General features: G+C 49.8%; 23 protein-coding genes. 7 read left to right on the plus strand and 16 right to left on the minus strand.

Annotated elements, in window-relative coordinates; genetic code table 11:
* Positions 1-32: 32 nt before the first annotated feature.
* From C9I98_RS14145 to xerD, 9 genes are all read right to left on the minus strand, one after another.
* Entirely contained in the window at positions 33-278 is a 246-nt protein-coding gene (locus C9I98_RS14145) for a hypothetical protein (protein ID WP_107272114.1), read from the minus strand.
* A gap of 405 nt (positions 279-683) precedes the next feature.
* Positions 684-2,021, minus strand: a complete 1,338-nt coding sequence (locus C9I98_RS14150; RefSeq protein ID WP_107272115.1) for a sigma-54-dependent transcriptional regulator — start codon at positions 2,019-2,021, stop codon at positions 684-686.
* A gap of 217 nt (positions 2,022-2,238) precedes the next feature.
* Positions 2,239-3,513 (minus strand): dicarboxylate/amino acid:cation symporter, encoded by a 1,275-nt coding sequence (locus C9I98_RS14155; protein ID WP_036819422.1) that lies wholly within the window; start codon positions 3,511-3,513, stop codon positions 2,239-2,241.
* Positions 3,514-3,947: 434 nt separating this feature from the next.
* Entirely contained in the window at positions 3,948-4,358 is a 411-nt protein-coding gene (locus C9I98_RS14160; protein ID WP_107272116.1) for a hypothetical protein, read from the minus strand.
* 154 nt (positions 4,359-4,512) lie between these two features.
* Positions 4,513-6,021, minus strand: a complete 1,509-nt coding sequence (lysS, locus tag C9I98_RS14165; RefSeq protein WP_036819427.1) for a lysine--tRNA ligase — start codon at positions 6,019-6,021, stop codon at positions 4,513-4,515.
* A gap of 33 nt (positions 6,022-6,054) precedes the next feature.
* Positions 6,055-7,153, minus strand: a protein-coding gene (gene prfB / locus C9I98_RS14170) for a peptide chain release factor 2 (RefSeq protein ID WP_107272117.1) whose coding sequence is annotated in 2 segments (ribosomal slippage) — positions 6,055-7,077 and positions 7,079-7,153 — 1,098 coding nt in all. Because the reading frame shifts where the segments join, the coding sequence is not laid out codon by codon here.
* Positions 7,154-7,361: 208 nt separating this feature from the next.
* Positions 7,362-9,086 carry a single-stranded-DNA-specific exonuclease RecJ gene (gene recJ, locus C9I98_RS14175; RefSeq protein ID WP_107272118.1) on the minus strand — a complete coding sequence of 575 codons (1,725 nt, stop codon included), beginning with the start codon at positions 9,084-9,086 and terminating at the stop codon, positions 7,362-7,364.
* Positions 9,087-9,294: 208 nt separating this feature from the next.
* Entirely contained in the window at positions 9,295-10,017 is a 723-nt protein-coding gene (gene dsbC, locus C9I98_RS14180) for a bifunctional protein-disulfide isomerase/oxidoreductase DsbC (protein ID WP_036824449.1), read from the minus strand.
* A 134-nt stretch (positions 10,018-10,151) separates the two neighbouring features.
* The gene (gene xerD, locus C9I98_RS14185; RefSeq protein ID WP_036824452.1) at positions 10,152-11,048 is read right to left on the minus strand and encodes a site-specific tyrosine recombinase XerD; all 897 of its coding nucleotides are present in this window, start codon (positions 11,046-11,048) and stop codon (positions 10,152-10,154) included.
* Between the two features lie 222 nt (positions 11,049-11,270).
* Here xerD and fldB point away from each other — a divergent pair, with 222 nt between their 5' ends.
* Entirely contained in the window at positions 11,271-11,789 is a 519-nt protein-coding gene (fldB, locus tag C9I98_RS14190) for a flavodoxin FldB (RefSeq protein WP_036824454.1), read from the plus strand.
* Positions 11,790-11,874: 85 nt separating this feature from the next.
* Here the strand turns inward: fldB and brnQ are convergent, their stop codons facing one another.
* Positions 11,875-13,188, minus strand: a complete 1,314-nt coding sequence (gene brnQ, locus C9I98_RS14195; protein ID WP_107272119.1) for a branched-chain amino acid transport system II carrier protein — start codon at positions 13,186-13,188, stop codon at positions 11,875-11,877.
* A gap of 368 nt (positions 13,189-13,556) precedes the next feature.
* Between brnQ and C9I98_RS14200 the strand changes: the two genes are divergently transcribed.
* Entirely contained in the window at positions 13,557-14,273 is a 717-nt protein-coding gene (locus C9I98_RS14200; protein ID WP_107272120.1) for a tRNA1(Val) (adenine(37)-N6)-methyltransferase, read from the plus strand.
* A gap of 104 nt (positions 14,274-14,377) precedes the next feature.
* The gene (gene srmB / locus C9I98_RS14205; RefSeq protein WP_036820484.1) at positions 14,378-15,598 is read left to right on the plus strand and encodes an ATP-dependent RNA helicase SrmB; all 1,221 of its coding nucleotides are present in this window, start codon (positions 14,378-14,380) and stop codon (positions 15,596-15,598) included.
* 99 nt (positions 15,599-15,697) lie between these two features.
* Here srmB and yaaA read toward each other — a convergent pair whose 3' ends face one another.
* On the minus strand, positions 15,698-16,471 hold the full coding sequence (gene yaaA, locus C9I98_RS14210) for a peroxide stress protein YaaA (RefSeq protein ID WP_036820482.1): 774 nt from the start codon (positions 16,469-16,471) through the stop codon (positions 15,698-15,700).
* A gap of 129 nt (positions 16,472-16,600) precedes the next feature.
* Positions 16,601-18,031, minus strand: coding sequence for an alanine/glycine:cation symporter family protein (locus C9I98_RS14215; protein ID WP_036820480.1), 1,431 nt, complete (start codon positions 18,029-18,031; stop codon positions 16,601-16,603).
* A gap of 565 nt (positions 18,032-18,596) precedes the next feature.
* Between C9I98_RS14215 and C9I98_RS14220 the strand changes: the two genes are divergently transcribed.
* Positions 18,597-18,779 carry a DUF3545 family protein gene (locus C9I98_RS14220; RefSeq protein ID WP_036820477.1) on the plus strand — a complete coding sequence of 61 codons (183 nt, stop codon included), beginning with the start codon at positions 18,597-18,599 and terminating at the stop codon, positions 18,777-18,779.
* Between the two features lie 81 nt (positions 18,780-18,860).
* Here the strand turns inward: C9I98_RS14220 and C9I98_RS14225 are convergent, their stop codons facing one another.
* From C9I98_RS14225 to nfo, 4 genes are all read right to left on the minus strand, one after another.
* Entirely contained in the window at positions 18,861-19,397 is a 537-nt protein-coding gene (locus tag C9I98_RS14225) for a hemerythrin domain-containing protein (protein WP_107272121.1), read from the minus strand.
* Positions 19,398-19,516: 119 nt separating this feature from the next.
* A complete protein-coding gene (gene ung / locus C9I98_RS14230; protein ID WP_107272122.1) occupies positions 19,517-20,197 on the minus strand; it encodes a uracil-DNA glycosylase in 681 nt (226 codons plus the stop codon).
* Between the two features lie 78 nt (positions 20,198-20,275).
* A complete protein-coding gene (locus C9I98_RS26545) occupies positions 20,276-20,416 on the minus strand; it encodes a hypothetical protein (protein ID WP_158262688.1) in 141 nt (46 codons plus the stop codon).
* A 177-nt stretch (positions 20,417-20,593) separates the two neighbouring features.
* Positions 20,594-21,439, minus strand: coding sequence for a deoxyribonuclease IV (nfo, locus tag C9I98_RS14235; RefSeq protein WP_107272123.1), 846 nt, complete (start codon positions 21,437-21,439; stop codon positions 20,594-20,596).
* 349 nt (positions 21,440-21,788) lie between these two features.
* Here nfo and grcA point away from each other — a divergent pair, with 349 nt between their 5' ends.
* The 3 genes from grcA to C9I98_RS14250 all read left to right on the plus strand — a co-directional run bounded on the left by grcA (position 21,789) and on the right by C9I98_RS14250 (position 25,144).
* Positions 21,789-22,166, plus strand: coding sequence for an autonomous glycyl radical cofactor GrcA (grcA, locus tag C9I98_RS14240; RefSeq protein WP_036828280.1), 378 nt, complete (start codon positions 21,789-21,791; stop codon positions 22,164-22,166).
* 298 nt (positions 22,167-22,464) lie between these two features.
* Complete coding sequence (locus C9I98_RS14245; RefSeq protein ID WP_107272124.1) at positions 22,465-23,643, plus strand: dicarboxylate/amino acid:cation symporter; 1,179 nt, start codon at positions 22,465-22,467, stop codon at positions 23,641-23,643.
* A gap of 304 nt (positions 23,644-23,947) precedes the next feature.
* Positions 23,948-25,144, plus strand: coding sequence for a dicarboxylate/amino acid:cation symporter (locus tag C9I98_RS14250; RefSeq protein WP_036817773.1), 1,197 nt, complete (start codon positions 23,948-23,950; stop codon positions 25,142-25,144).
* Positions 25,145-25,241 lie beyond the last annotated feature (97 nt).

The raw sequence follows: 25,241 nt of genomic DNA on the forward strand, positions 1-25,241 counted from the left end.
TTTTCCCTCAACTCGCGAGTTGAGGGGGATCCTTACGTACTCAGTCGCGATTGATACTCTCTCCTTAAGTGGCGTACTTTGCGGCTAGCTGGGCTCGAAACCAACTGGCGTGCAATACGCTGATCTTTATCGACACCGATATCTTTTAGCATGTGCTGCGATAAGTGCGGTAGCAACACACACACCCGGCGGTGCTCACGGCGCCATGCCGCATCCTCGCGCTGAAGGTCGAGTTGAACAAAAAAAACTGCAATACGTAAATAGACTGATTGGCGCATAGGGGTACTCTCCATACAATGATTGATATTGACGGGACGCGAGTACTGCCGTTTCAGGCTGACAACAAAGTAAAAACTTAACTAGCCGCGACAGTGATCCGCGGCCCATTTACACAGCGGATTGCCGTTAATGAATAGGATGATTCGAGGTATCACCGGACGAACAGGTACACGTCATAGATAAAATTCGCATCATATGTTCCTCCAGTAATAAGTTATAGAAATGTGAAATATGGTTTTATTCTATCCAATGATGTATATAAAACAAGCATATAATAGACTCTAGTTGTATAAAACGATGATCGTCTAGATTTCCCCCACCCAGTCTGGAAAAAGGTGAAATTTCCACCTATTCAGCGGCAATTTCCAGACAATCATAACAAGGTAGGCTGTTTTCCTTTGATGCTAGCTCTGGCGGAAATGGCGGGGTGGCGGCACCAAATCATGCTTGTTCAGTAAGCGGTACATGGTGGCACGCGAGACGCCTAGCTCCCTAGCTGCCGCCGAAATCTGCCCTTTGTTATTTTCCAACACGGTCAATAAAGCGCACCGTTCAGAGTCTTCCCTGATCTTCTTGAGGCTCTGCTTGTCATCAGACTGGCGCGGTAAATCGAAGTGATCAACAAGCAACTCCCTCCCCTCAGCCAACAAAATTGCCCGCTTTATTTGGCTGATCAACTCCCTTACATTGCCCGGCCATGAATAGCCCGCTAGCAATTGCTTGGTTTCACCGCTTAATTGCTTTACTTGGCTATTGTACTGGCGAGAGAACTTGAGCAACAGGTACTCCGCCAACAGCAACAGATCCTCACCGCGCTCGCGCAAGGAGGGAACACTTAAGCTGAGGACATTGAGGCGGTAATAAAGGTCTTCTCTTAAAGCGCCTTCTTCAAGCAACTCCTCAAGCGAATAGCGCGTCGAGGCTATCAGCCGCACGTCCGATTCCACTTGGCGCCCATCAAAGGTGGTGAAATGACCGTCTTGCAAAAAGCACAGTAGCTCTTGCTGGCGATCATCATCGAGTGCTGAAATCTCATCGAGAAATAACACTCCCTTATCCGCCGCGCTAAAACAACAATCGCCACCTAATAAATGGCTTTCATCTACCAGCCAATCGGATCCCAGGGTTTCGCAATTTATGCCCACGAATGCCGCTTTGGCCCGTGTTGAACCTTGATGTATCGCTTGTGCAACCAGCTCTTTACCGGTACCAATCTCGCCCAGCACAAAAACCGGCATATCGGCCAGTGCCATGCGCTTCACTTGGTGGCGCAACTTTTTCATTGCCGCTTGCTCACCTTGCAAGCCATGCTGGCCAAACTGGCCAAGCTCAGGCCACACCCGGCGCTCAAGTTGCAACATCCCCAACTGGTGGCCAATGGTTTTCAGTAACTGGGACTCAGGGACAGGGGCGGTAAAATAGTCGATGCAGAAACTCACAACAAACTGGCATATTGCATCATTGTCCAATTGATCCTCACGGGCAACCGCCAACCAGCGTGCCTGCTTGTTGCGGTTAACCACCCCGGCAATGCCCGACAGGCTAAAATCATCGCGGGTAAGATCAACAACGCCGATACAAGGACCGACCTCCAATAATAAAGCTTCGGCTGCACGCAAGTCATAGCAGCGATGGCATAGCCAACCAGCTTTTTCCAAGGCCGCCACCCAAGGAACCTCGGCCCCTCCCAGCACAACCAACGTACCTAACACCGAACGATGATGATTCGATCCGACTTTCATTAACAACACCTTCCTTTGCAAGCGCCAAGGACAACACCTTTTGCCAACGTCTATACCTGAGTAGCCATAATCTGTAGCGAATGATAAGTTGTCTCGCCAATTAAGTGCAACAGGTTTACTATGCTAAGTATAGCCTGCTATCAAGTTTCAGATAAATTGTGGCTCCAAAACGCAAAAAGCGCCCGCAGGCGCTTTATGACTATCATGATGTTGGGACTTAGCTCACTGTCACCACTTCTGGTTGCTCTTGCTGTGATTCAACACCAATTTCATTCTCGCTCTTGGCTACGATGGTATTCACCGCCGTATCACCGACTACATTCGAGCTCGTACAGAACATATCATTGATACGGTCTACAGCAGCGATGATAGCCAAACCTTCTGGCGGCAAGCCTAGTTGGTGAAGCAGTACACCTACCATCACAACACCACCGCCTGGAACACCACCCGCACCGATTGATAACAGCAGAATGGTCAGTCCTAGGGTAAAGATATCAGCACTGTTGATTGGCTGGCCGAAGGCATTGGCAACAAACAGAGTTGCCAGCGCGATATAAATCGACACACCTGACATGTTCATTGTTGCGCCCAGTGGTACACCAAAGCCTGCCACTGATTTAGATACACCAATCTTGTCAGTCAGGGTGCGCATGGTTACCGGAATCGTGGCGTTCGAGCTCGCAGTCGATAGCGAGAACAAGATTTGCTCGCGAGTATGGCGTAGGAACTCAGTCGGTTTGATGCCCGTTGTCAGGCCAACCATCATTGGGTAGAAGAAGAAAATCCAGAACACCAACATTGCCACAACAAGGGCAACATAGCCAGCGACCGACATCAGGGTATTGGCATCTAGGGTGGCACCTAGCTGGATCATCAGGGCGAATACACCAAATGGTGCCAAGCTCATTACTAGGCCAACTAGCTTCATCATGAGTTCGTTGGCCATTTTGAATGTTTTGATCGCAGGGCCACCACGGGTATCTAGCGCCTGAATCGCAAGACCTGTCAAAATCGCCATGAAGATGATTTGTAGCATATCACCATTGGCAAAAGCTTGGACTGGGTTGCTCGGAACAATGTTAACAATCAACGAGAAGATATCTGGCGTTTCTGTTGTCGTCAGCTCAACCGTTTCCGACACGGTACCTGCCAAGTTGGCATCTGCTCCAGGCTGGAAGATCATCCCAACGGTCAGTGCTGCCGTGATCGCAATGATGGTATTAATAATGTATAGAGCAAAGGTTTTACCACCTAGGCGACCAAATGCAGTGATATCTTTCAACTCGACAATACCGCAAACAATAGAAACGTAAACTAAAGGAACAACCAATAGCTTGATTAATGAAACAAACATCCCACCAGCGCCCTCGGCCAAGCCAAGTACATAGGTGTCCATCAATGTCACGCCGTTAAACAAGTACTGAATTGCCGTACCAATAACCAGGCCGGCAAACAGCCCTGCAAATATCTTTCCTGATAGCGATTTCTTCATCGTCCATCTCCAGTTGGTTGTGCTTGTAAATGTTTTGTTTACTTCCCATTCCCACTGTATTCGTGAGATTGAGCGCCATTTTACACAGCACCTAAAAAGATAAAAGATGATTTTTTACACTTTTTATACAAATGAAACACAAAGACAACCACTGGCTTAGGCAACAAGAATCAAAATAAAACACTAAAGCCTATACAAAACCGTAACTTATTCATCACGTGAATAGCACAAAATACCAAGGTATGGCATTCTGTATCCGAGGTGAGAAATTAATGAAACTGTGCCTACGATCACAGTCAGAAGTTTACCGATAGAACAAAAAGTGAACGGATTCCACTATAGGAAACTAGCGAATAGCTCTTCTGATACTAATCAAAAGAGCTGGCTATATGAATAAGCAAATAAACTACTCGATATTATTAGAATGGCGTTTTTCAGGAAGAAAGTGAACGACAAATATCATCTGTTAGTACATCTGTAACGAAGCCCCCTCCACCAGCAAACCAGTAGCGTACTCCTAAGCCATTCTTAATCTCATAGCCAAGTTTCTGACAAGCCTCAGGAAACATACTTTGCTCCACTTCATATTGACCAATATCCCATGACCACCTCGGATTGGGCAAACGAAAGATAACAGTAAGCAACGATGCATCCGGATCAAAATCATAGGTTTGCACTCCCCCACGAAAAGGCGTGGATGGCTGCTCATTAAACGCAAGTAGTTTCTGTTTAAAATCCTCCGGCAGAGCTCCTTGGTAGTTACTCAAAGGAGGTTCTAACTCCATTGATGCACAACCAAGCAATATTGACGTTGAAACGGCCAAGGCAGAAAAACGATAAATCATACTAATCCCTTATTTTCATTATTATTCCGACTTGAATTATAAACACAGATGCATAACATTTTTTACAAGCAAAGCAAAAAAAGCCATGTCGCCACTTTTTATATATAAAAAAACCACCCCGTGGGGTGGCTTCCAATTTACTTTGCGTATCGAATTACGCGTTGTTCTGCGGGCGCATTGCCGGGAACAGGATCACGTCACGGATTGTGTGCGTGTTAGTGAACAGCATCGCTAGGCGGTCAATACCGATACCTTGGCCCGCTGTTGGCGGCAAGCCGTGCTCCAACGCTGTGATGTAGTCAGCATCGTAGAACATGGCTTCGTCATCACCTGCATCTTTAGCAGCAACCTGTGCCTTAAAGCGTGCATCCTGATCTTCAGCGTCATTCAGCTCCGAGAAGCCGTTGGCGACTTCACGACCACCAATGAAGAACTCAAAGCGGTCAGTGAAGAACGGGTTGTCGTCGCTGCGGCGCGCTAGCGGAGAAATATCTGCCGGGTAACCAGTGATGAAAGTCGGCTGGATCAGCTTAGGCTCTGCAGTTTCACCGAAGATCTCTTCAAGCAGCTGGCCGCAAGTCCAGAACTCTTCCACGTCAACATGTACAGACTTAGCAATAGACACCATTAGCTCACGGTTTTGCAGATCTTCTTCCGTTAGGTTTTGGATTTGCTCGTGATCAGGGTTGTAGTGCTTGATCGCTTCGAACATGCTCATGCGCGCGTAAGTACCGCCGAACTCAACAGTCTCGTCACCGTAAGGCATTGACGTTGAGCCCAATACATCCATCGCCACAGTGCTTAGCATTTCTTCAGTCAGATCCATTAGATCTTTGTAGTCAGCGTAAGCTTGGTAGAATTCCATCATGGTGAATTCTGGGTTGTGACGAGGCGATAGGCCTTCGTTACGGAAGTTACGATTGATTTCGAATACACGGTCAAAACCGCCCACAACCAGACGCTTCAGGTATAGCTCAGGTGCAACACGCAGGTACATGTCGATATCTAGCGCGTTGTGGTGAGTGATAAACGGACGTGCTGTCGCACCGCCAGGGATCACGTGCATCATTGGCGTTTCAACTTCTAGGTAATTCTTAGAAGTCATGAAGTTACGAATTGATGCAACCAGCTTAGAGCGGATAATGAATGCATTGCGCGAGTCGTCGTTAACAATCAGGTCAACGTAACGCTGACGGTAGCGCATTTCCTGATCGGTCAGGCCGTGGAACTTCTCTGGCAACGGACGAAGTGCTTTCGTTAGCAGTTCGTACTCGTCCATGTTCACGTAAAGATCGCCTTTACCCGATTTGTGCAGCTCGCCCTTAACACCGATAATGTCACCGATATCTAGGCCAGAGTATTTTTCTTTCAGCTCTTTCTGAACGGCTTTGTCGGCATACGCCTGAACACGGCCAGATACGTCTTGGATAGCAAGGAAAGGACCACGCTTAGCCATGACACGGCCAGCGATAGCAACTACGTTACCCGCTTCTGCCAATTCTTCTTTGCTTAGTTCGCCGTATTTAGCCTGCAGGTCTGCCGCTAGGCTATCGCGACGGAAATCATTCGGGTGGCCGTTTGCCTTACAGTTTTCGCGGATCATATCTAGTTTCGCGCGACGCTCGGCAATCAGCTTATTCTCATCTTGTAGTTGATCAGTCATGGGTTAACCCTTAAATATTTAACCGAAATTCGGTTACAGACCTGATTTCAGGCTGGCTTCAATAAAACGGTCTAAATCGCCGTCCAATACTGCTTGGGTGTTGCGGTTTTCCACCCCAGTACGCAAATCTTTGATGCGGGAATCATCCAGAACGTATGAACGGATCTGGCTACCCCAGCCAATGTCAGATTTCGCATCTTCGTTGGCTTGCTTCTCAGCATTCTGCTTTTGCATCTCAAGCTCGAACAGTTTTGCTTTCAACTGTTTCATCGCCTGATCTTTGTTCTTGTGCTGAGAGCGGTCGTTCTGACACTGCACCACGGTGTTGGTTGGTACGTGGGTAATACGTACCGCCGATTCGGTGGTGTTAACGTGCTGACCACCCGCACCCGAGGCGCGGTATACATCAATACGTAGATCTGACGGATTGATGTCGATGTCGATGTTATCGTCCACTTCAGGGTAGATAAACGCAGAAGCAAACGAGGTATGGCGACGGCCACCGGAGTCAAACGGTGACTTACGTACCAGACGGTGGACACCGGTTTCGGTACGCAACCAGCCATACGCGTATTCGCCACTGATGCGAACCGTGGCTGATTTCAGACCAGCAACATCGCCTTCCGATACTTCGATAACCTCGGTCTTGAAGCCCTTGGCTTCAGCCCAGCGCAAGTACATACGAAGCATCATCGATGTCCAGTCCTGCGCTTCCGTACCGCCCGAACCTGCTTGCAGGTCGATGTAGCAGTCAGAGGCATCGTGATCGCCGGCAAACATACGACGGAATTCCAATTTCGCTAGCTTGCCTTCCAGCTCAGCCAGCTCAGGTTCGATCTCGTCGAAGGTTTCCTGATCTTCTTCTTCAACGGCCAGCTCAAGTAGGCCCTCGACGTCTTCTACGCCTTGGTCTAGCTGGTCGATGGTTTCAACAACCGCTTCCAATGATGAACGCTCTTTACCCAGCGCCTGTGCGCGCTCTGGCTCGTTCCATACATCGGGTTGTTCTAATTCTGCGTTTACCTCTTCTAGACGCTCTTTCTTAGCATCGTAGTCAAAGGTACCCCCTAAGGATGTCAGTACGTGCTGACACATCCTCAAGTCGGTTTTTAATAGGATTAATCTCGAACATTGCCACTCTTCATAGCCGAAATGGACATAACCGGAGGATTCTATCGAATTGTAGATAGAATATACAGGGGAAAGGAAAGGTAATCGGTGATTTTATTTTTTAAAGTTGGTCACAGAAACAGACAGGTTACCAACTTGAAATATCTTTTTTACTCTGGTTAGCCAGCTGGCCGCCGCGCCTTCGCGACAGCCAACCCGGCAAGGGCAAATCAAAGCGCTGAAATGTGCTCAACCATGAGCTGGGCACTGCAGTTGCCCCGGAACTCATTGACATCAAGGCGGTACACCAACTCAACCTGCTGCACCGATGCATCGGGCCAGCGGCGAACATCGATATTAAAGGCAATGCCGTCAATCACCGAACCGCCTTCCAGCGGCTCCAGCATCATTTTCAAGTGCTTGCCGCCAACCAACTTCTGGTGCAGCAAGCGGAAGCGACCATCAAACATCGGCTCGGGGAACTGCTGCCCCCACGGGCCACCGGCACGGAGCAACTCCGCTGTTTGCAGGTTAAGCTCCTGCGGGTGTAGCGTACCATCAGTGAGCAAAATCCCCTTCAGGGCGTCGCCGTCCAGCTCTTTTCGCACCACCTGATCAAACGCTTCGCTAAATGCCTCAAGCTTGCTTTCCGGTACGGTTAATCCCGCCGCCATCGCATGGCCACCAAACTTGAGGATCACCCCTGGGTTCTGGGTATCAATTAAGTCCAGCACATCGCGCATATGAAGGCCGGGAATAGAGCGGCATGATCCCTTGATTTCGCCATTGCCCGCATCGGCAAAGGCGATCACCGGACGGTGGTATTGCTCCTTGATCCGCGAAGCCAGGATCCCTATTACCCCCTGGTGCCAATCGCGCTGGAACAGGGCCAAGCCATAAGGCATGTCCTGCTGGTTAAACTTGAGGCGCTCGCAAATCGCCACCGCCTCTTCCTTCATCCCCTGCTCGATCTCCTTGCGGGTCTGGTTCAATGCATCCAGCTCCGATGCCATCCGGCGCGCAGCCTGAATGTTATCGCACAGCAGCAGTTCGACCCCGAATGACATGTCATCCAGTCGCCCTGCCGCATTGATACGCGGGCCGAGGGCAAAACCGAGATCGCTCGCCACCAGCCGCGCTGGATCGCGGTTGGCCACTTCAATCAAGGCGCGGATACCCGGCCGGCAACGCCCCGCCCTAATTCGCTGCAAACCTTGGTGCACCAAGATACGGTTATTGCCATCAAGCGCGACTACATCGGCCACCGTCCCCAATGCGACCAAGTCCAGCAGTTCAGCCAAGTTCGGCTCGGCAATACCCTGCGCATTAAACCAGTCCGCCTGGCGCAAGTCGGCGCGCAACGCCAGCATCAAATAGAAGGCCACCCCCACCCCGCAAAGCGCCTTCGACGGAAAGTCACATTCATGCAGGTTCGGATTTACTATCGCATCGGCTGCCGGCAAGACCTCGCCTGGCAAGTGGTGATCGGTCACCAGTACCTGAATGCCCTTCTCCTTGGCTGCCGCCACCCCGGCAATGGAAGATACCCCGTTATCGACCGTCATGATCAACTCGGCGCCGCGCTCCGCCGCCTGCTCGACCACGTCAGGGCTCAAGCCATAGCCGTCGTCAAAACGGTTGGGCACCAGGTAATCGACATTGCGGCTGCCAAGCATTTTCAGCGCCAGCACCGACAACGCCGAGCTGGTTGCTCCGTCGGCATCGAAATCGCCGACGATGATGATCCGGCGTTGTTCCGCCAAAGCATCCTTGAGCAAGTCAACCGCAGGCTGGATACCGTGGAGCTGGTTGTAACCCAACAGGTTACGCGCCCCTTTTTCTAGCTCGGTTTCATTGCTGATCCCGCGACTGGCATAAATTCGCTGCAATAAAGCAGGGGTCGCATCGGTAAACTGGCTGGTATCCGCCTCTGGACGGCGCTTTATTTCAATCATCGGAACAATCTTTATCGGCTGGGTGAAGGGAATCATCGTTATTGCAAAGCATTATATCAATCCCATTAAATATCTGGTCAGATTTTTGCGAAGGCAAATTTGTGGCGAACAAGGCATGGATTGCCGCAAGCTCGTGGCCATACAAAAACAAACACCCCGGGCTAACAGGTTGGCCCGGGGTGTATTAATCACATTCACAATGCAGGTATTAGCCGCGGCTATCTAGCATCTTGCGCAGCATCGGTGCTGGCTGGTAACCCGGCAGCATGGTGCCGTCTTCCAAGATCATCGCCGGGGTACCGCTGACGCCCATTGCCACACCCAGTTGGTAATGCTTGTTCACCAGCTCTGAACGCTGCTCGATACCGTTCGGGTCAAAGCTACCGCTTTTTGCTTCGTTCATGGCCTTCACCGGATCCTTGGCACCCCAAATCGCACTCATTTCACCGAAGTTGCGCGAGCGCTCACCGCCGCGAGGGAAAGCCAGGTAGCGGATGGTGATACCGGCATCGTTATAGGCTGCCATTTCGTTGTGCAGCTTGCGGCAGTATCCACAGCTGGTGTCGGTAAAGACGGTAACCACGTACTTTTCATCTTTGGCTGGGTAGACGATCATCTCGTCTTCCATTCCCTGAAGCTTCTCTTTGTTCAGCTTCGCCATTTTTTGCTCAGTCAGGTTCATCGGCTGGGCACCGTCATTCTGATAAAGGTGACCGGCAAGGAAATAACCACCATCGTCAGAAACGTACACGATACCGCGCTCGGTAACGACTTCATTAATACCCGGTAGCGGCGATTCGCTGATCGACACTGGCACTAGCCCGATACCACTCAGTTTCTTTGTAATTGCAGCTTCATCAGGCTTCGCTGATGCTGAAAAAGCAGTCATCGCCACAACTGTCGCAAGTAACGTACGGCCAAAAAAGCGCATGCGGTTATTTCCTTTAAAATAAAATAGATAAAAAGAGAGACCTGTAAGAGCTCAAAAATCTTTCAAGGTTCAATAAAAAAATCCCCTAACGTCTCTCATTATAACCAATCCAGTAGAAAAGCGCTCGGCCCCATTTAGGCACGTGGGTGGTGCGTACCGTGAAGTTGCTTCAACCTTTCGGTCGCCACATGGGTATAGATTTGGGTCGTCGACAAGTCACTGTGGCCAAGTAGCATTTGCACCACCCTCAAGTCCGCCCCGTAATTGAGCAAATGGGTCGCGAAGGCATGCCGCATCACGTGCGGCGACAACGTGTCGGTATCAATTCCGGCAATCACGGCATAATGCTTGATCCGGTGCCAAAAAGTCTGGCGGGTCATCTGCTTGGCACGCTTGCTCGGGAAAACCACATCAGAGCTTTTCTCCCCCAGCAACTGGGGGCGCCCTGTGGCAATAAACTGCTCAATCCAGTCGATGGCATTCTCGCCCATCGGTACCAAGCGCTCCTTGTCGCCCTTGCCCGTTACCCTCACCACGCCTTGCCGCAAGCTGACATTTTCCATCGTCAGGCTCACCAACTCGGTGACACGAAGCCCCGTTGCATAGAGCAACTCCAGCATGGCCTTGTCGCGCAACTCAATCGGGTCGTTGGGATCTGGCGCATCGAGCAAGGCATCAACCTGCTCCTCGGTAATATCTTTGGGTAAGCGCTTGGGCAACTTGGGGCTCACCAACATCGCGCTCGGATCGTCATCGCGAACCTTTTCGCGGTGCAGGTATTGGAACAAGCGGCGAATTGCCGATGCCATTCTGGCCCGGGACGTCTGTTTAAAATCAGCATCAAACAGCCATTGCTGATAGCGCTGCAAATCATCGGCTGATACCGAATCGAGGCTCAGCCCCTGCTCCTCAACCCAATTTCCCAACTTTTTAAGATCATTACGGTAGGAAGCCAGGGTGTTTTCTGACAGCCCCCGCTCCATCCACATCGCATCGAGAAACCGCTCGATGAGCACCTCATCATTTTCCACTTTAACCTCAAACTTCGCCGCGCTGCCTCCCACGGCAGCACATCAAAAACACATGGATAAATAAACAGTATTTGTATGGTAGTCGATTTACCAGAAAAAGTAACGACTGTTTGCCATTCTTGGCGTCGAGCAACTTTCAACGACGCAAAGTTAGTCAAGCGACCAGAAGCTAGGTAGAATCGTAATTATTGTTATTTACCTGCAACACATTGGACTCGCAGCATGAAGATTGGCTTATTCTATGGCTCTACCACCTGTTATACCGAAATGGCAGCGGAGAAAATCCGCGAGTGCATTGGTGATGAACTGGTAGAATTGCACAATATTAAAGAAGCAGACATTGCGACCATGAACCAGTTCGACATGTTGATCTTGGGAATCTCGACTTGGGATTTCGGCGAACTACAGGAAGACTGGGAAGCGGTATGGGAACAACTCGACGGCCTGCGCCTCGACGGCAAGACAGTGGCACTGTTTGGCCTTGGCGATCAGGAGGGTTACACCGAATGGTTCCTTGATGCGATGGGTATGCTGCATGAAAAGCTGCTCCCTACCGGGGTTAATTTTGTCGGCTACTGGCCAAACCAAGGCTATGACTTCGAGGCATCGAAAGCACTCACTGACGACGAGCAGCTGTTCGTTGGCCTAGCCCTAGACGAAGACAGCCAGTACGAACTCAGCGATGAGCGCATTACCTCGTGGTGCGAACAAATCCTCAACGAGTACAGCGAAACGCTGTAAAGCGACGCCAAACGACACAAACTAAAACGGGATGCCAATGGCATCCCGTTTTTGGTTATTTTGTATTATTTCGGTCTATTGACCGTTATGCGGTTTGGCTTGCTTGTTGGGCTGCGGCTTTTTTCGCGCCCACGAAGCAGGTGATCACCAAGGCCACAAACGTTGGCATCAACCATGCCATGCCGTAATCAAACAGTGGAAGCACGCGGAACGCCGATACGTCAAAGCCCGATACTTTCGCTGCATCAATCATGCTAAACGACAGCGCCACAATCATAACCACGCGGTAAGACATCTGTGGGTTCGGCAGCCATTTGCGGATAAAGGTCAGGATAACCAGTGCCATCGCAATCGGGTAAAGGGCGAACAGTGCCGGTAGCGAAAGGACAATCAGTTGATTCAAGCCAACATTGGCCACCACACAACAAGTCACAGACAGCAATACCACCCACTTTTCGTAAGACCAACGCGTCAACGAAGAGAAGTATTCAGAACAGGCGCTGATCAAGCCAACCACTGTGGTCAAACACGCTAGCAATACAATCAGCGATAGCATGATCTGGCCGGCCGGGCCAAACAGTGCCGCCACATAGATAGCCAAGATATCGCCACCGTTAGATGCACCTGCCGCAATATTCACGCTGGTCGCACCGAGGTAGAATAGCGAGATATACACGAACGCCAGACCCGCAGCGGCAATCAAGCCGGCCATAACCAGGTATTTGCGCGTGGCGGCTTCGTCGCTCACCCCTTTGCTGCGCACCGCGTCGACAATCACCATACCAAACAATAGCGCTGCTACCGCATCCAGGGTGTTATAGCCTTCTACAAAGCCCTTGATAAAAGGCATATCGATGTAATCGCCTTTTGCTGCCTCAATCGCATCTTGCGGGTTGATCACCACCGATACCGCCAGCATGATAAGTGCCACGAACAAAATTGGGGTCAGGAACTTACCCACCATATCGACAAGGTTGCCGCGAGAACGGGATAGGAACAGCGCAATAGCAAAAAAGACAATAGAAAAAATAGTTAAGCTAAGCTGTCCAGCATCGGCAATAAACGGTTTCACGCCCATTTCGTAGGCAACCAAGCCGGCACGGGGCGCGGCGAATGCCGGGCCGATAACGATAAAGATCATCACCGCCAAGAAGGTCGCCACCCTCGATGGTAAATCCTTGGTCATGCCTTCCCAACCACCCGCAACCGCAACCGCGATAATGGCGATCAACGGCAGGCTAACACCGGTTGACAGAAAACCAAGCATCGCAGGGACGAGGTTCTCGCCAGCCAGCTGGCCAGCCTGTGGGGGGAATATGATGTTTCCTGCACCTAGGAAGAAAGCGAAGGTCATAAAGCCCAACGCCAAGATGTCTGTTACTTTGAGTGATTTTTTCAAACTGCACCTTCCACTCGTCAATGATAATGTTGTGTTTGCAAGCGTTAATTGTTTTATTAAATTTTTAGCCACAAAAAGTTAAACCTGAATGCGACCTTACTCACAGCATAATGAACAAAAAGCACCAAACAAGCAATACAACAGTGAAAAACACCATATTCTAGAAACACAGCAATCAAAAACCAGTTCAAATCACCAATTAAAAAACACCAGGCAGAATTAAACGCCAATAAAAAACTCTTATCAAAAAGATAAGAAATAGAACAAACCACTATGCAACACAAATTTAACAGTAAATTACAATGTTATAAATAAGCCTGCACAGGCTATAATGTTGGATCAAAAAATGAATAGTCACGGGTAGCAAAATGGCAAAAGGTTTCACCTTCAAACAGTTCCACGTCAACGATCACGGTTGCGGCATGCCGGTCAGTACCGACGGGGTCTTACTGGGAGCCTGGAGCGAATTGAAACCAAGCGGTACCATTTTGGATATCGGCACCGGCAGCGGGCTGTTGGCGTTAATGGCGGCGCAACGCTCCGAGGCAATAGGCCAAGACATTATTGCGCTCGATATCGATAGCAAAGCCGTTGCTGCGGCCAAGAGCAACTTTGCTGACTCCCCATGGCCGGCCAGGCTGGCTGCCCACCAGTACAATATCGTGGCATGGGCGCAGCAGCAGGCCGCTGGCAGCATTGATACCATTTTGTGCAATCCCCCCTATTTTAATAGCGGCGAGCAAGCCGGTTGCCAAGCAAGGGCAACAGCACGCCATACCAACTCGCTATCACACCAAGATCTGCTGCTTAGTATCAAGCACTTACTCTCTGACACGGGGGTTGCCAGCCTTATTTTGCCCGAATACGAGGGGCGCCAGCTTATCGCCATGGCCGACTCGCTGTCTTTACCCTGCTCCCGTGTCTGCGAAATCCGCTCAACCGAGAAAAAGCCGGTCAACCGCCTGCTGATCGCCTTATCGAAATCGGGCAGGAAAACGGTGTCGGAGCAACTGGTGATCCACCAACAAGGCCGATACTCCGCTGATTTTGTCGCCCTAGCGCGTGAGTTCTACCTTAAGATGTAAAATAGCTTTTGTGGTTAGCATCAAGTTTTTCTACTTTTATGCTTGATAGTTGCCTATAATGCCGCCCCTTATAGATTGAGCCTTATCCCAAGGAGAAATGACCGGTGAGAGACTTTTCCGAATTAGAATTAGATAGTGAGCTGCTGCAAGCCATCGAAGAAGCTGGCTACGAGCGTCCAACAGTCGTCCAAGCCGAGGCAATCCCTCATGCGCTTGATGGTCGCGACGTCTTGGCTTCCGCTCCTACCGGCACCGGAAAAACCGCCGCGTTTCTTCTGCCAATGCTCCAGCACCTGCAGGACTTCCCACGCAAGAAGCCTGGTCCTGCGCGCGTCCTGGTACTGACCCCGACTCGTGAACTGGCGATTCAGGTAGCTGATCAAGCTCGTGCCCTATCGAAGCACACCAACTTGAAGGTGTTCACCATCACCGGTGGTATTTCCTACGACGAGCACGCTGATCTATTGGGCAAAACCCAAGATATCGTGGTTGCGACACCGGGACGCCTGATGGAGTACATCGAATCAGAGCGCTTCGACTGTCGTGCCATCGAGTGCTTGATCCTCGACGAAGCAGACCGTATGCTCGACATGGGCTTTGCCAAGGTTGTTGAGCGCATTAACAACGAATGTCGCTGGCGCCGCCAGAGCTTGTTGTTTTCAGCCACGCTTGAGGGCAAGGGCGTACGCGATTTCTCGCAGAAGATCCTAACCGAGCCGGTTGAGGTCAATGCCGAGCCGCCACGCCGCGAGCGCAAAAAGATCCACCAGTACTACCACCGTTGTGACGACATGGCGCACAAACTGGATCTGCTGAAAACGATCCTGGGTGAAGCAGAGCGCACCATCATCTTTGTGAAGACCCGCGAGCGTCTTGCGGTACTGCGTGACCAACTGGCTGCGATGCAGATCAACTGCTGCTGGCTGCAAGGCGAGATGGCGCAAGCCTCGCGCAACAACACCATTCGCCGCTTCCGCGATGGCGAAGTGAACATCATGCTAGCAACAGACGTTGCCGCCCGTGGTATCGACCTGCCGGACGTCAGCCACGTGATTAACTTCGACATGCCGCGTACTGCCGATGTATACCTACACCGTATTGGCCGTACTGCACGCGCGGGTAAAAAAGGCACCGCCGTTTCTTTGATCGAGGCACATGATCAGGGCATGATCGAGCGTGTTGGCCGCTACATGAAAGAAGAAGTGGCTGAGCGCTTTGTTGAAGGGCTTCGTCCGCAACACAAGAAGCCGACCACGGTGAAGAAGAAAAAGAAAAAAGATCCGAAGAAGAAAGCGACCGTGAAAAAGAAAAAAGCCAAGAAGTAAGATCAGCCGTCAAGCCATAAAGGCTGGCTAATCACCTCAAATAAAAAAACGGGCTGGTATTAACCAGCCCGTTTTTTATATACCGAGAAATCGCAGCGGCTATTGCTCTTCGCGCTTGAACACCAATTCGGTTTCGGTCGATTCACCAGCAACAAAGTAATAACCGGCAGTGTCAAAGGCTTGCAAACCTTCAATCGAATCTACTTTGTTATCCAGAATATAACGGGCCATCATGCCGCGAGCCTTCTTGGCATAGAAGCTAATCACCTTGTAAGTGCCGTTCTTACAGTCTTTAAACACTGGCGTGATCACCTTCGCTTGCAGTGACTTTGGCTTCACCGATTTAAAGTACTCGTTAGATGCCAGGTTAACCAAAATATCATCGCCCTGCTCCGCCAACGCGGCATTAAGCTTGTCGGTGATAATCTCACCCCAGAACTGGTATAGGTTGGTACCGCGGTTATTTGCCAGCTTGGTCCCCATCTCGAGGCGGTATGGCTGCATCAGATCCAATGGCTTGAGCAGGCCATATAGGCCCGACAACATACGCAAATGCTTCTGGGCATAGGCAAAGTCGTCTTCAGTCATGGTTTCAGCGGCAAGGCCCGTGTACACATCCCCCTTGAACGCCAAAATAGCCTGGCGGGCATTGTCGGTCGTAAATTCCGGCGACCACTCGGCAAAGCGCGCAGCATTCAGCCCGGCAATTTTATCGCTCACCTTCATTAAGCTGGCAATTTGCGCCGGGGTCAACTCACGGCATACTTCAATCAATTCAGCCGAGTGATCAACCAGCTCGGGTAGGGTATAAGTGTTGGTCGCCAATGGCGATTCGTAATCAAGCGTTTTCGCTGGTGAAACCACAATAAGCATAAGGATTTCCTTTTTAAACTGACACTTGAAGGTTACCACCAACGCAAAAAAAAACCACGTGATTGCCACGCGGTCTTTTCTATTGTTGCCATCGGTATTATCAATCGCAACTTAATTGCAAACTTAGCCCTAGTCTTTTTTCGACTGGTCCCAAACCCCTTCTTCAAGCTGGGCGTGAAGCTCCGGATAATCGTTGCTGTCAAAGGTCGGTACTTTGCCCAGCGACAGTTGCTTGTTGTAATCCTTGGCCAATTTCACCGCCGTCCCCGACAGCAACACAATGGCGATGAGGTTGATAATCGCCATCATCCCCATCGACACGTCAGCCATCGCCCAAACCGTCGGCAAATCCGCCACCGCCCCAAACATCACCATGCCCAGCACCACTAGGCGGAACACGGTCAGGCCGAACTTGTGGTTATGCTCTAGGAAGAGAAGGTTGGTCTCGGCATACGAGTAATTGGCCACCAGCGAGGTAAAGGCGAAGAAGAAAATGGCCACGGCGATAAAGATCGCCCCCCAACCGCCCACTTGTGAGCTCAACGCCCGCTGGGTAAGCTCGATACCGGTAATTTCACTGTGTGGGACATACTCGCCCGACATCAAAATAATCGCCACGGTCGCCGAACAAATGACGATGGTGTCCATAAACACCCCCAGCATCTGCACATAACCTTGCGAGGCTGGGTGAGGAGGGTAAGGCGTTGCCGATGCTGCAGCATTGGGTGCCGACCCCATACCGGCCTCGTTAGAGAACAACCCGCGCTTGAGGCCATTAATCATGCCCTGCGCAATGGTATAGCCGAGCGCGCCCGAGGCCGCCTCTTCAAGGCCGAAGGCACTGCGGAAAATCAACCCAAGTACATCGGGTAGCTTTTCGATGTTTGAGAACATGATAAATAGCGCCAGCAACAAGTAGCAAAGCGCCATCGCCGGTACCAGAATTTCAGCGGTACGGGCAATCACGCGCAGCCCACCAAAAATAATGACCCCAGCCATCACCACCAGCACCACACCCACGTAGCTTGGGTTCCAGCCAAAGGCAACGTTCATGGCCTGGGTTATTGAGTTGGCCTGTACCGAGTTGAACACCAAGCCAAACGCAATGATCAGACAGACAGAGAAGGCTATCCCCATCCAACGCATACCCAGCCCTTTTTCCATGTAGTAGGCAGGGCCGCCGCGGTAATTGCCGTCCTCATCACGGGTTTTATACAGCTGTGCCAACGCGCTCTCGGCAAAGGCCGTTGCCATACCCAGCATCGCAATTAGCCACATCCAAAAAATCGCCCCCGGCCCCCCCAGGGTTAGCGCTACGGCAACCCCGGCCATATTGCCGGTGCCAACACGGGCTGCCAGACTGGTACAAAGTGCTTGGAAAGAGGAGATACCGGCCTGATCGGACTTGCGGCTATTTTTCATCACACTGAACATGTGGCCAAAGTGACGAAACTGGATAAAACCCAACCGATATGTAAAAAAGATCCCGACCCCGATCAACAAATAAATCAGAACCGAGCCCCATAACAGATCGTTCAAAAAGATAATCTGACTTGACACGCCTACCCCTCAAATTCAATCAATGCTGGCAACTAGCCAAAGTCGGCTAGGCCAATAAAATAATTGTCATAGCAAGCCGGCAATGAACACGTTGGCGGAACACTATCAGCGAGTACTACAACTTTAGTTTTGTTATGCGGTAAATGACAGCAATAGCCCGGTGTCGTAAACCCGTACGCCACTGCCTAACACAGTTACAATGTTATGTTTTTGTAAATGGATTTTATGCATACCCAAGCTTGGTGCAGTTGAACATCGCTTGGTGTAACTATGGATGGCAGACGATCATGCAAAGTTGGAACGCAAAAATCAAGCCGTCCCCTCAATACAGCTATTAACTTATCCATTATTAGCAATTTAATGCTCACAAAACATCCCTTTGCAGTGATTTCGCCTGCGCCCCCGACATGGAATTATTGTTCAAAAAACAAACAAAAACAGATATTTTGAGAGGTAGGACTCATAAAAATTTCATAATTAGGCAACAAATGCGAAACACATCAATTTTATTTTGACCCTTGTTATGATATTTAATTGATACACAACCTGTAAGAAGAGGTGCTCTATGGATAGTTACGCATTCGATGACATTCTTGCAACTGATACACCCCGCCGCAGCTCTCGCAGCAAGCCTGTAAAAAGGAAGTGGCGTGAAATCGAGGCTCTCAAGGATAGGCAGAGACTTCGTAAAGAGCTTGCTGATATCGACATGTTTAGGGATTACCCTGACGAAGATATCGAGTTCTAGGCTGAATTCCCCTAACGGGTAAGCCGACATAGAAAAAGAGCCGCTCGCGGCTCTTTTATTTTATCTACAGTCTAGGAACAATTAGGCATGCAAACGCTCGGCAAGGTTGCGAAAGCGATCTGATACCTGCTGACCAAAGAGCGGGTCGCACTCGCATTGTTCATAATCAAGCGATACGGCGTGCCAGTCTTCGTCCGTGAAATGTTTTCGGATCAAAGGGATAATGTGCTTCTCTTCGAACTCTAGGTGGGCACGCTGGCGCATGACGAAGGTATTGAGCTTTTCGGCAAAGAGATCAAGCGGGATCACCGCATCCATCAAAATCATATCGACGGTATCGGCAAACTCATGGGTCAGCTGCGCCAGCTCCTCGTGCTCATGCTCAAGATTCTGCATGGCGCCATTCTTATCGGCATAGTGCGCCAAGTAGTAATGGTAGAGTATGTCTTCTTTAGGGTGATGGCAGCATTCAGCATGCTTTTGCAGATACTCAACAATATCTTTGATTAAGCTGTAATTCACTGGCTGGCCATTGCGTATTGCGGTCAACTTTAGCTGCAATATCTGTAACAAGCGCCCGATGTAGCCATGTTCGGTGTGAATATCATCCAACATCATAGTATTTACCTCCCAGTACTCTCTCCGTTACTGAAAGTTTATGCGTGGATGAATAAACCCTCCTTGATCTTGGTTATTAAATGTACAAATAAATTACATTTCAATCACAATCACTGTAATTAAGAACATTCATCTAACAACCAATTAATTGGCGACTTGTTCATCTGACCAAGCAGCACATTAGCCTGAGAGAAATGGCCGCAACCAAAGAACCCTCTATAAGCCGACAGCGGGGAAGGATGGGCTGAGCGCAAGACATGGTGCTTCTGGCTATCAATTTTCTTGCCTTTCTTTTGGGCATGCGCGCCCCAAAGCAAAAAGATCACGCCTTCGCACTGCTGATCAACCACTTCTATCAACTTATCGGTAAAGGTTTCCCAACCAATTTTGGCGTGGGAGTGTGCCTTGCCCTGCTCTACCGTCAAGACCGTATTTAGCAGCAATACGCCTTGCTCGGCCCAAGATTGCAGGTAGCCATGGGAGGGAATTTGGAAACCGGGAATGTCATTCGCCAACTCTTTATACATGTTTGCCAATGACGGAGGGACTTTAACACCAGGTCGCACCGAAAAGCTCAGGCCATGTGCCTGATCCGGGCCATGATATGGGTCTTGCCCCAATATCACCACCTTCACGGCATCAAGGGGAGTTGCGGTGAGCGCATTAAAAACATCGGGCTGTGGCGGGTAAATCGATTTTCCCGCCTCTCGCTCAGCCGCAACATGGCTTTCAATAGCTTGGAAATATGGTTTTTCACGCTCAGCAAGGATTACATCCTGCCAACTTGTTATCGTGCTCATTACTGGATCCTGGTTTGCAACAGACTTGCCATTCTATACCAAATAACCAACCCGATACCAAAGCCTAGCGCTTGTGCGCTACTTATCATTACAACGCTCAAGCGGATCTTTTAAGGGGGGGACCACCGGAGTTCGCCAGTGGCCACGCCCTTGGTTGAAACGGTAAGGCTGCGGTAGGCGCGAAATGGAAAAGCTCAGGAACATCATATCGGTATTCATCGTATCTCTCCTTATAGTGGGCTCACTGCGTGAGCTAATAAGGACTATGAAAAAACGATACCAATTTATCAGACAATTTTTAACCAAATAAAATCAACAACTTAAAATGATACGGGCGATTTTATTGTGCCTATCTTGCCCAAAGATGGGGCTTGGCCGCCCCAAGATGGCTATCAATTAAGCCGGGATGAACGAGCGAAGGGTCTCGATTTCCTGCCGCCAGATATCTGGGTTGATGGTTTCCAATACCAGTGGAATATTATCGAAGCGGTTATCCTGCATTAAGAAGCGAAAACACGCCCAGCCAATTTCCCCTTCCCCAAGGCTATGGTGGCGATCAAGGTGGCTGCCCAGCCCGCCTTTCGAATCGTTGAGGTGCATCCCCCTTAAATATTGCATACCCACAACCTGGTCAAACTCGGCAAACGTTGCCTCTGTTGCCGTTTCCGTTCGCAAATCATAACCCGCAGCAAATGCGTGGCAGGTATCGATACACACCCCGATGCGGGACTTGTCTTCAACCTGATCAATAATTTCAGCCAAGTGCTCAAAGCGCCAGCCAAGGTTGCTTCCCTGTCCAGCCGTGTTTTCGATAACGGCAACAACGTCAGGGACTTGCTGATGGGCTTGGTTGATCGACTCGGCAATCAAGCGAAGGCACTCCGTTTCACTGATCTTTTTCAGGTGGCTGCCAGGGTGAAAGTTCAGCAAGGTTAGGCCAAGCTGATGACAGCGCGCCATTTCATCCACAAACGCAGCACGCGATTTTTCTAGCTTCTCAGTTTCAGGCGCGCCTAGGTTGATCAGGTAAGAATCATGGGGAAGGATGGCATCCGGTGTATAACCATATTGTTTGCAGCGTGCCTTGAAAGCCGCAATGACATCTTCGGCCAATGGCTTTGCCACCCATTGGCGTTGGTTTTTGGTAAAAAGCGCAAACGCATTTGCTCCGATCTGCCGAGCATTTTCCGGCGAATTATGCACGCCCCCCGCCGCTGAAACATGCGCACCAATTAATTTCATTCTTTACCTTCTCTTAGAATTTTGTTCGTTGTTTATAAACGTTGCCCACAACAAAATAGCGTAACCTAAGACGCAGTTTCACCGCAAACAAGGAATTTAATTTGTAGCTTTTGTTGTAAATTTATTACAAATGATCCATTAAACTTTTTTTTAATATATAAAATATGCGCATGAGACCAGATAAACTGCGGGTTAGTTGATATAGCTCAATAAAACAGCCCTAAACTTTTTAATGTTTTTTGTTGTTATTTGATCTAAATCAATATCATTTTTTTAGTTTCCGGATATATAATACGTAGCTCGACAACAAAATCGAAAAAATTAACTACATCCTCTGGAGAAGTAAGTCATGATCAAAGGTATTCAAATCACTAAAGCGGCAAACGACGATCTACTAAACTCGATCTGGCTGCTAGACACTGAAAAGAACGAAGCTCGCTGTGTTGCTGCTGCGTCTGGTTTCGAAGCTGATCAAGTTATCGCTGCTTCTGACCTAGGTGAGTACGAGTCTCGTGAAATCGCAATCGAAGTACCTGCAAAAATCGAAGGCGGCCAACACCTAAACGTTAACGTTCTTAAGCGTGAAACTCTGGAAGATGCCGCTAAGCACCCAGAAAAATACCCTCAGCTAACTATCCGTGTTTCTGGCTACGCAGTACGTTTCAACTCGCTAACTGTTGAACAGCAGCGCGACGTCATCGCTCGTACTTTCACTAACAGCCTGTAATTCTTATTCCAAGCGATATAAGCTTTTACTGCAGTTAGCAAAAACGGCATCCAAGGATGCCGTTTTTTTATATCTGCCGACCTGCCAATCCCGCGCCTAACCTTCTTGCCAAGCTTTTATCAAACCTTTGATCTAAATCGCCCCTCTTTGTTATAGAGATTTCCTATTTGTGATCAATTGTTAGGCATTTATGCTAAAAAAAGCGTACATTCCCAGCATTGCCTACCACCCCAGTTATCATTCACGGGCAATAAGAAACAACGGAGTCATATAAATAACAACAATTTGGAGCCCTTTCATGAAGTTAATTCTCAAGCTTATCGCTGGTATCGTGCTTGGTATTTTGCTCGGGTTTTACGCCCCAGATATCATTATCCGCGCGTTGCTGACTATCAAACAGCTTGGTGGCCAGTTAATCGGCTTTACTATCCCGCTAATTATCCTGTTCTACATCACCAGTGGTATCGCTAGCCTTCCCAAAAATTCAGGCTCGCTACTGAGCAAAACCGTTGCCCTCTCCTATGGCTCGACCATCATTGCCGGTAGCCTAGCCTTCATTGTTGCCAGTACTGTTATTTCAAACGTACCGCAAGCGGCTGTGGATGGCGGCGAAAGTGCCCATAACCTGACCAGTTTTATCACGCTTGAAATTCCACCTATGTTTGGGGTGATGACGGCACTGGCTACTGCGTTCTTGTTCGGCTTGGGCATTAGCGTCACAGACAGCAAACCACTCAAGGCGCTGGCCGAAGATGGCCGCAGTATTATCGACTTGCTGCTCGCCAAAGTGATCATTCCGCTATTGCCTTTCTATATCTCAGGTGTATTTGCCGAAATGGCCGCTGACGGGACGGTATTCTCGACCCTGAAGACCTTCGGTATGGTGCTGGCTCTGGCTATTTTCATGCACTGGGTATGGATCACCATCCAGTACACCGTGACAGGCTTGGCCCTGGGGTACTCGCCGCTTAAATTGGTGAAGAACATGCTGCCGGCCTATTTCACGGCTATCGGAACCATGTCGTCAGCGGCCACTATTCCGGTCACACTGCGCCAGACCAAAGAAAACGGCGTCAACGACTCTATCGCCAACTTTACTATCCCGCTTTGTGCCACCATTCACCTATCCGGCTCAACCATCACCCTTGTCACCTGTTCGACAGCGGTCATGGCGCTTAGCCAACACATCGCCATTCCATCATTAATCGAAATGCTGCCGTTTATCATGATGCTGGGTGTCACCATGATTGCTGCACCGGGCGCACCCGGTGGTGCCGTTATGGCCGCGCTAGGCTTGATGTCGACCATGCTCGGGTTTGGCGAGGCCGAATTGGCACTGATGATCGCGCTATACATGGCACAAGACAGCTTTGGCACGGCCTGTAACATTACCGGCGACGGTGCAATATCCTTGTGGGTCAACAAGTTCGCCAAGCAAGCCCCTGAAGCGGAAAGCATCGAACAGCCGCAAAATTAAGCAAAAAAGCAGAGGATAAGTCTACTCTTCTGTCAATAGCAGGCACTTTGCCTGCTATTTTTTTGCTTACTGGCACACAAAATTCACCCAACCTCTCTGACTGTTTTTCATGACCTTAACTTATGTCAAAGAAATAACCATTATGGAGGGAATTACTGCAATCACTTTCATTTTTGTAGCTAGTACGACATAAAAAGCCCGCTTTTTTGGCATCCCCTCTCGGGAAGTGTTAAAACTCCCCCCGCTAGATTAGAACTCATTAAACTCTGTATATTTTTCAAACTCCTCAATTGGAATTTTGACGATGAAACTTATTCTAAAACTCATTGCAGGTATCGTGGCAGGTATTCTTGTCGGCCTGTTTGCTCCTGATGTACTAGTGCAAATTCTTATCACCATGAAAGCACTGATCAGCCAGCTGATTGGTTTCACTATCCCTTTATTGATTCTATTTTTTGTTACCAGCGGCATTGCTAACCTACCAAAGAACTCCGGTAAACTGCTGGGTAAAACCGTAGGCTTGAGCTACCTCTCAACCATGGGTGCCGGTGCCATGGCCTACCTCGTGGCAAGCCAGGTGCTACCTTCCGTCTTGAGCACCCCTGGCGAAGTGAGCGAAGCGGCCCGTACCCTATCACCGCTGATCGATCTGAAAATCCCACCAGTCATGGGCGTGATGACTGCGTTGGCGATTGCCTTTATCTTCGGCCTGGGTATCACCTCGACCAATAGCGAGCAGCTACGCAAGTTGAGCGATGAAGGCCGCAACATCATTGAGCTGTTCCTGTCGAAGGTCATGGTGCCGTCGCTACCGTTCTACATCTCGGGCGTGTTTGCCGACATGACGATCCAGGGTACGGTGTTCTCGACCCTAAAAACCTTTACATTCGTCCTTATTCTGATCATTGCCCTTCACTGGCTATGGCTGAGCCTGCAGTTCCTAACAACAGGCGCTATGCTGGGCCGCTCGCCGTTCAAGCTATTGAAGAACATGATCCCAGCCTATGTCACCGCTATTGGTACCATGTCTTCGGCAGCCAGCTTGCCAGTGACCCTTCGCCAAACAGAAGCAAACGGGGTGAAAAAACCGATTGCCAACTTCGTGATCCCACTGTGCGCCAACATCCACATGTCGGGTTCGGCAATCAGTATCACTTCGGTGTGTGTGGCCGTTATCTTGGTCACGGGTAATGCAACAGTGCCAAGCTTCCTAGAAGCACTGCCGTTCATTGGTATGTTGGGTATTACCATGGTTGCAGCACCGGGGGCACCAGGCGGTGCAGTAATGGCTGCCGTTGGCCTACTTGGCTCAATGATGGGCTTCACCGAGGCAATGATTGGCCTGCAAATCGCCCTTCACCTGGCACAGGACGGATTTGGTACTGCTTGTAACATTACCGGTGACGGCGCCTTGGCGATGTGGGTTGATAAGTTTGCCGAAGAGCCAGAAGAAGCGATGTCAGCCGTGGCTGAATCGGAGTCGAGCTCGCAAACGGTATAACCGCGGCACAAGCCGCCATTGAGCTATAGCGATAAAGCAAAGCGCAACAACAATAAAAAAAAGGGAGCCCAGCGGCTCCCTTCTCTTTATCTGATAA

This window comes from Photobacterium sanctipauli (assembly GCF_003026495.1).
Taxonomy (GTDB): Bacteria; Pseudomonadota; Gammaproteobacteria; order Enterobacterales; family Vibrionaceae; genus Photobacterium; species Photobacterium sanctipauli.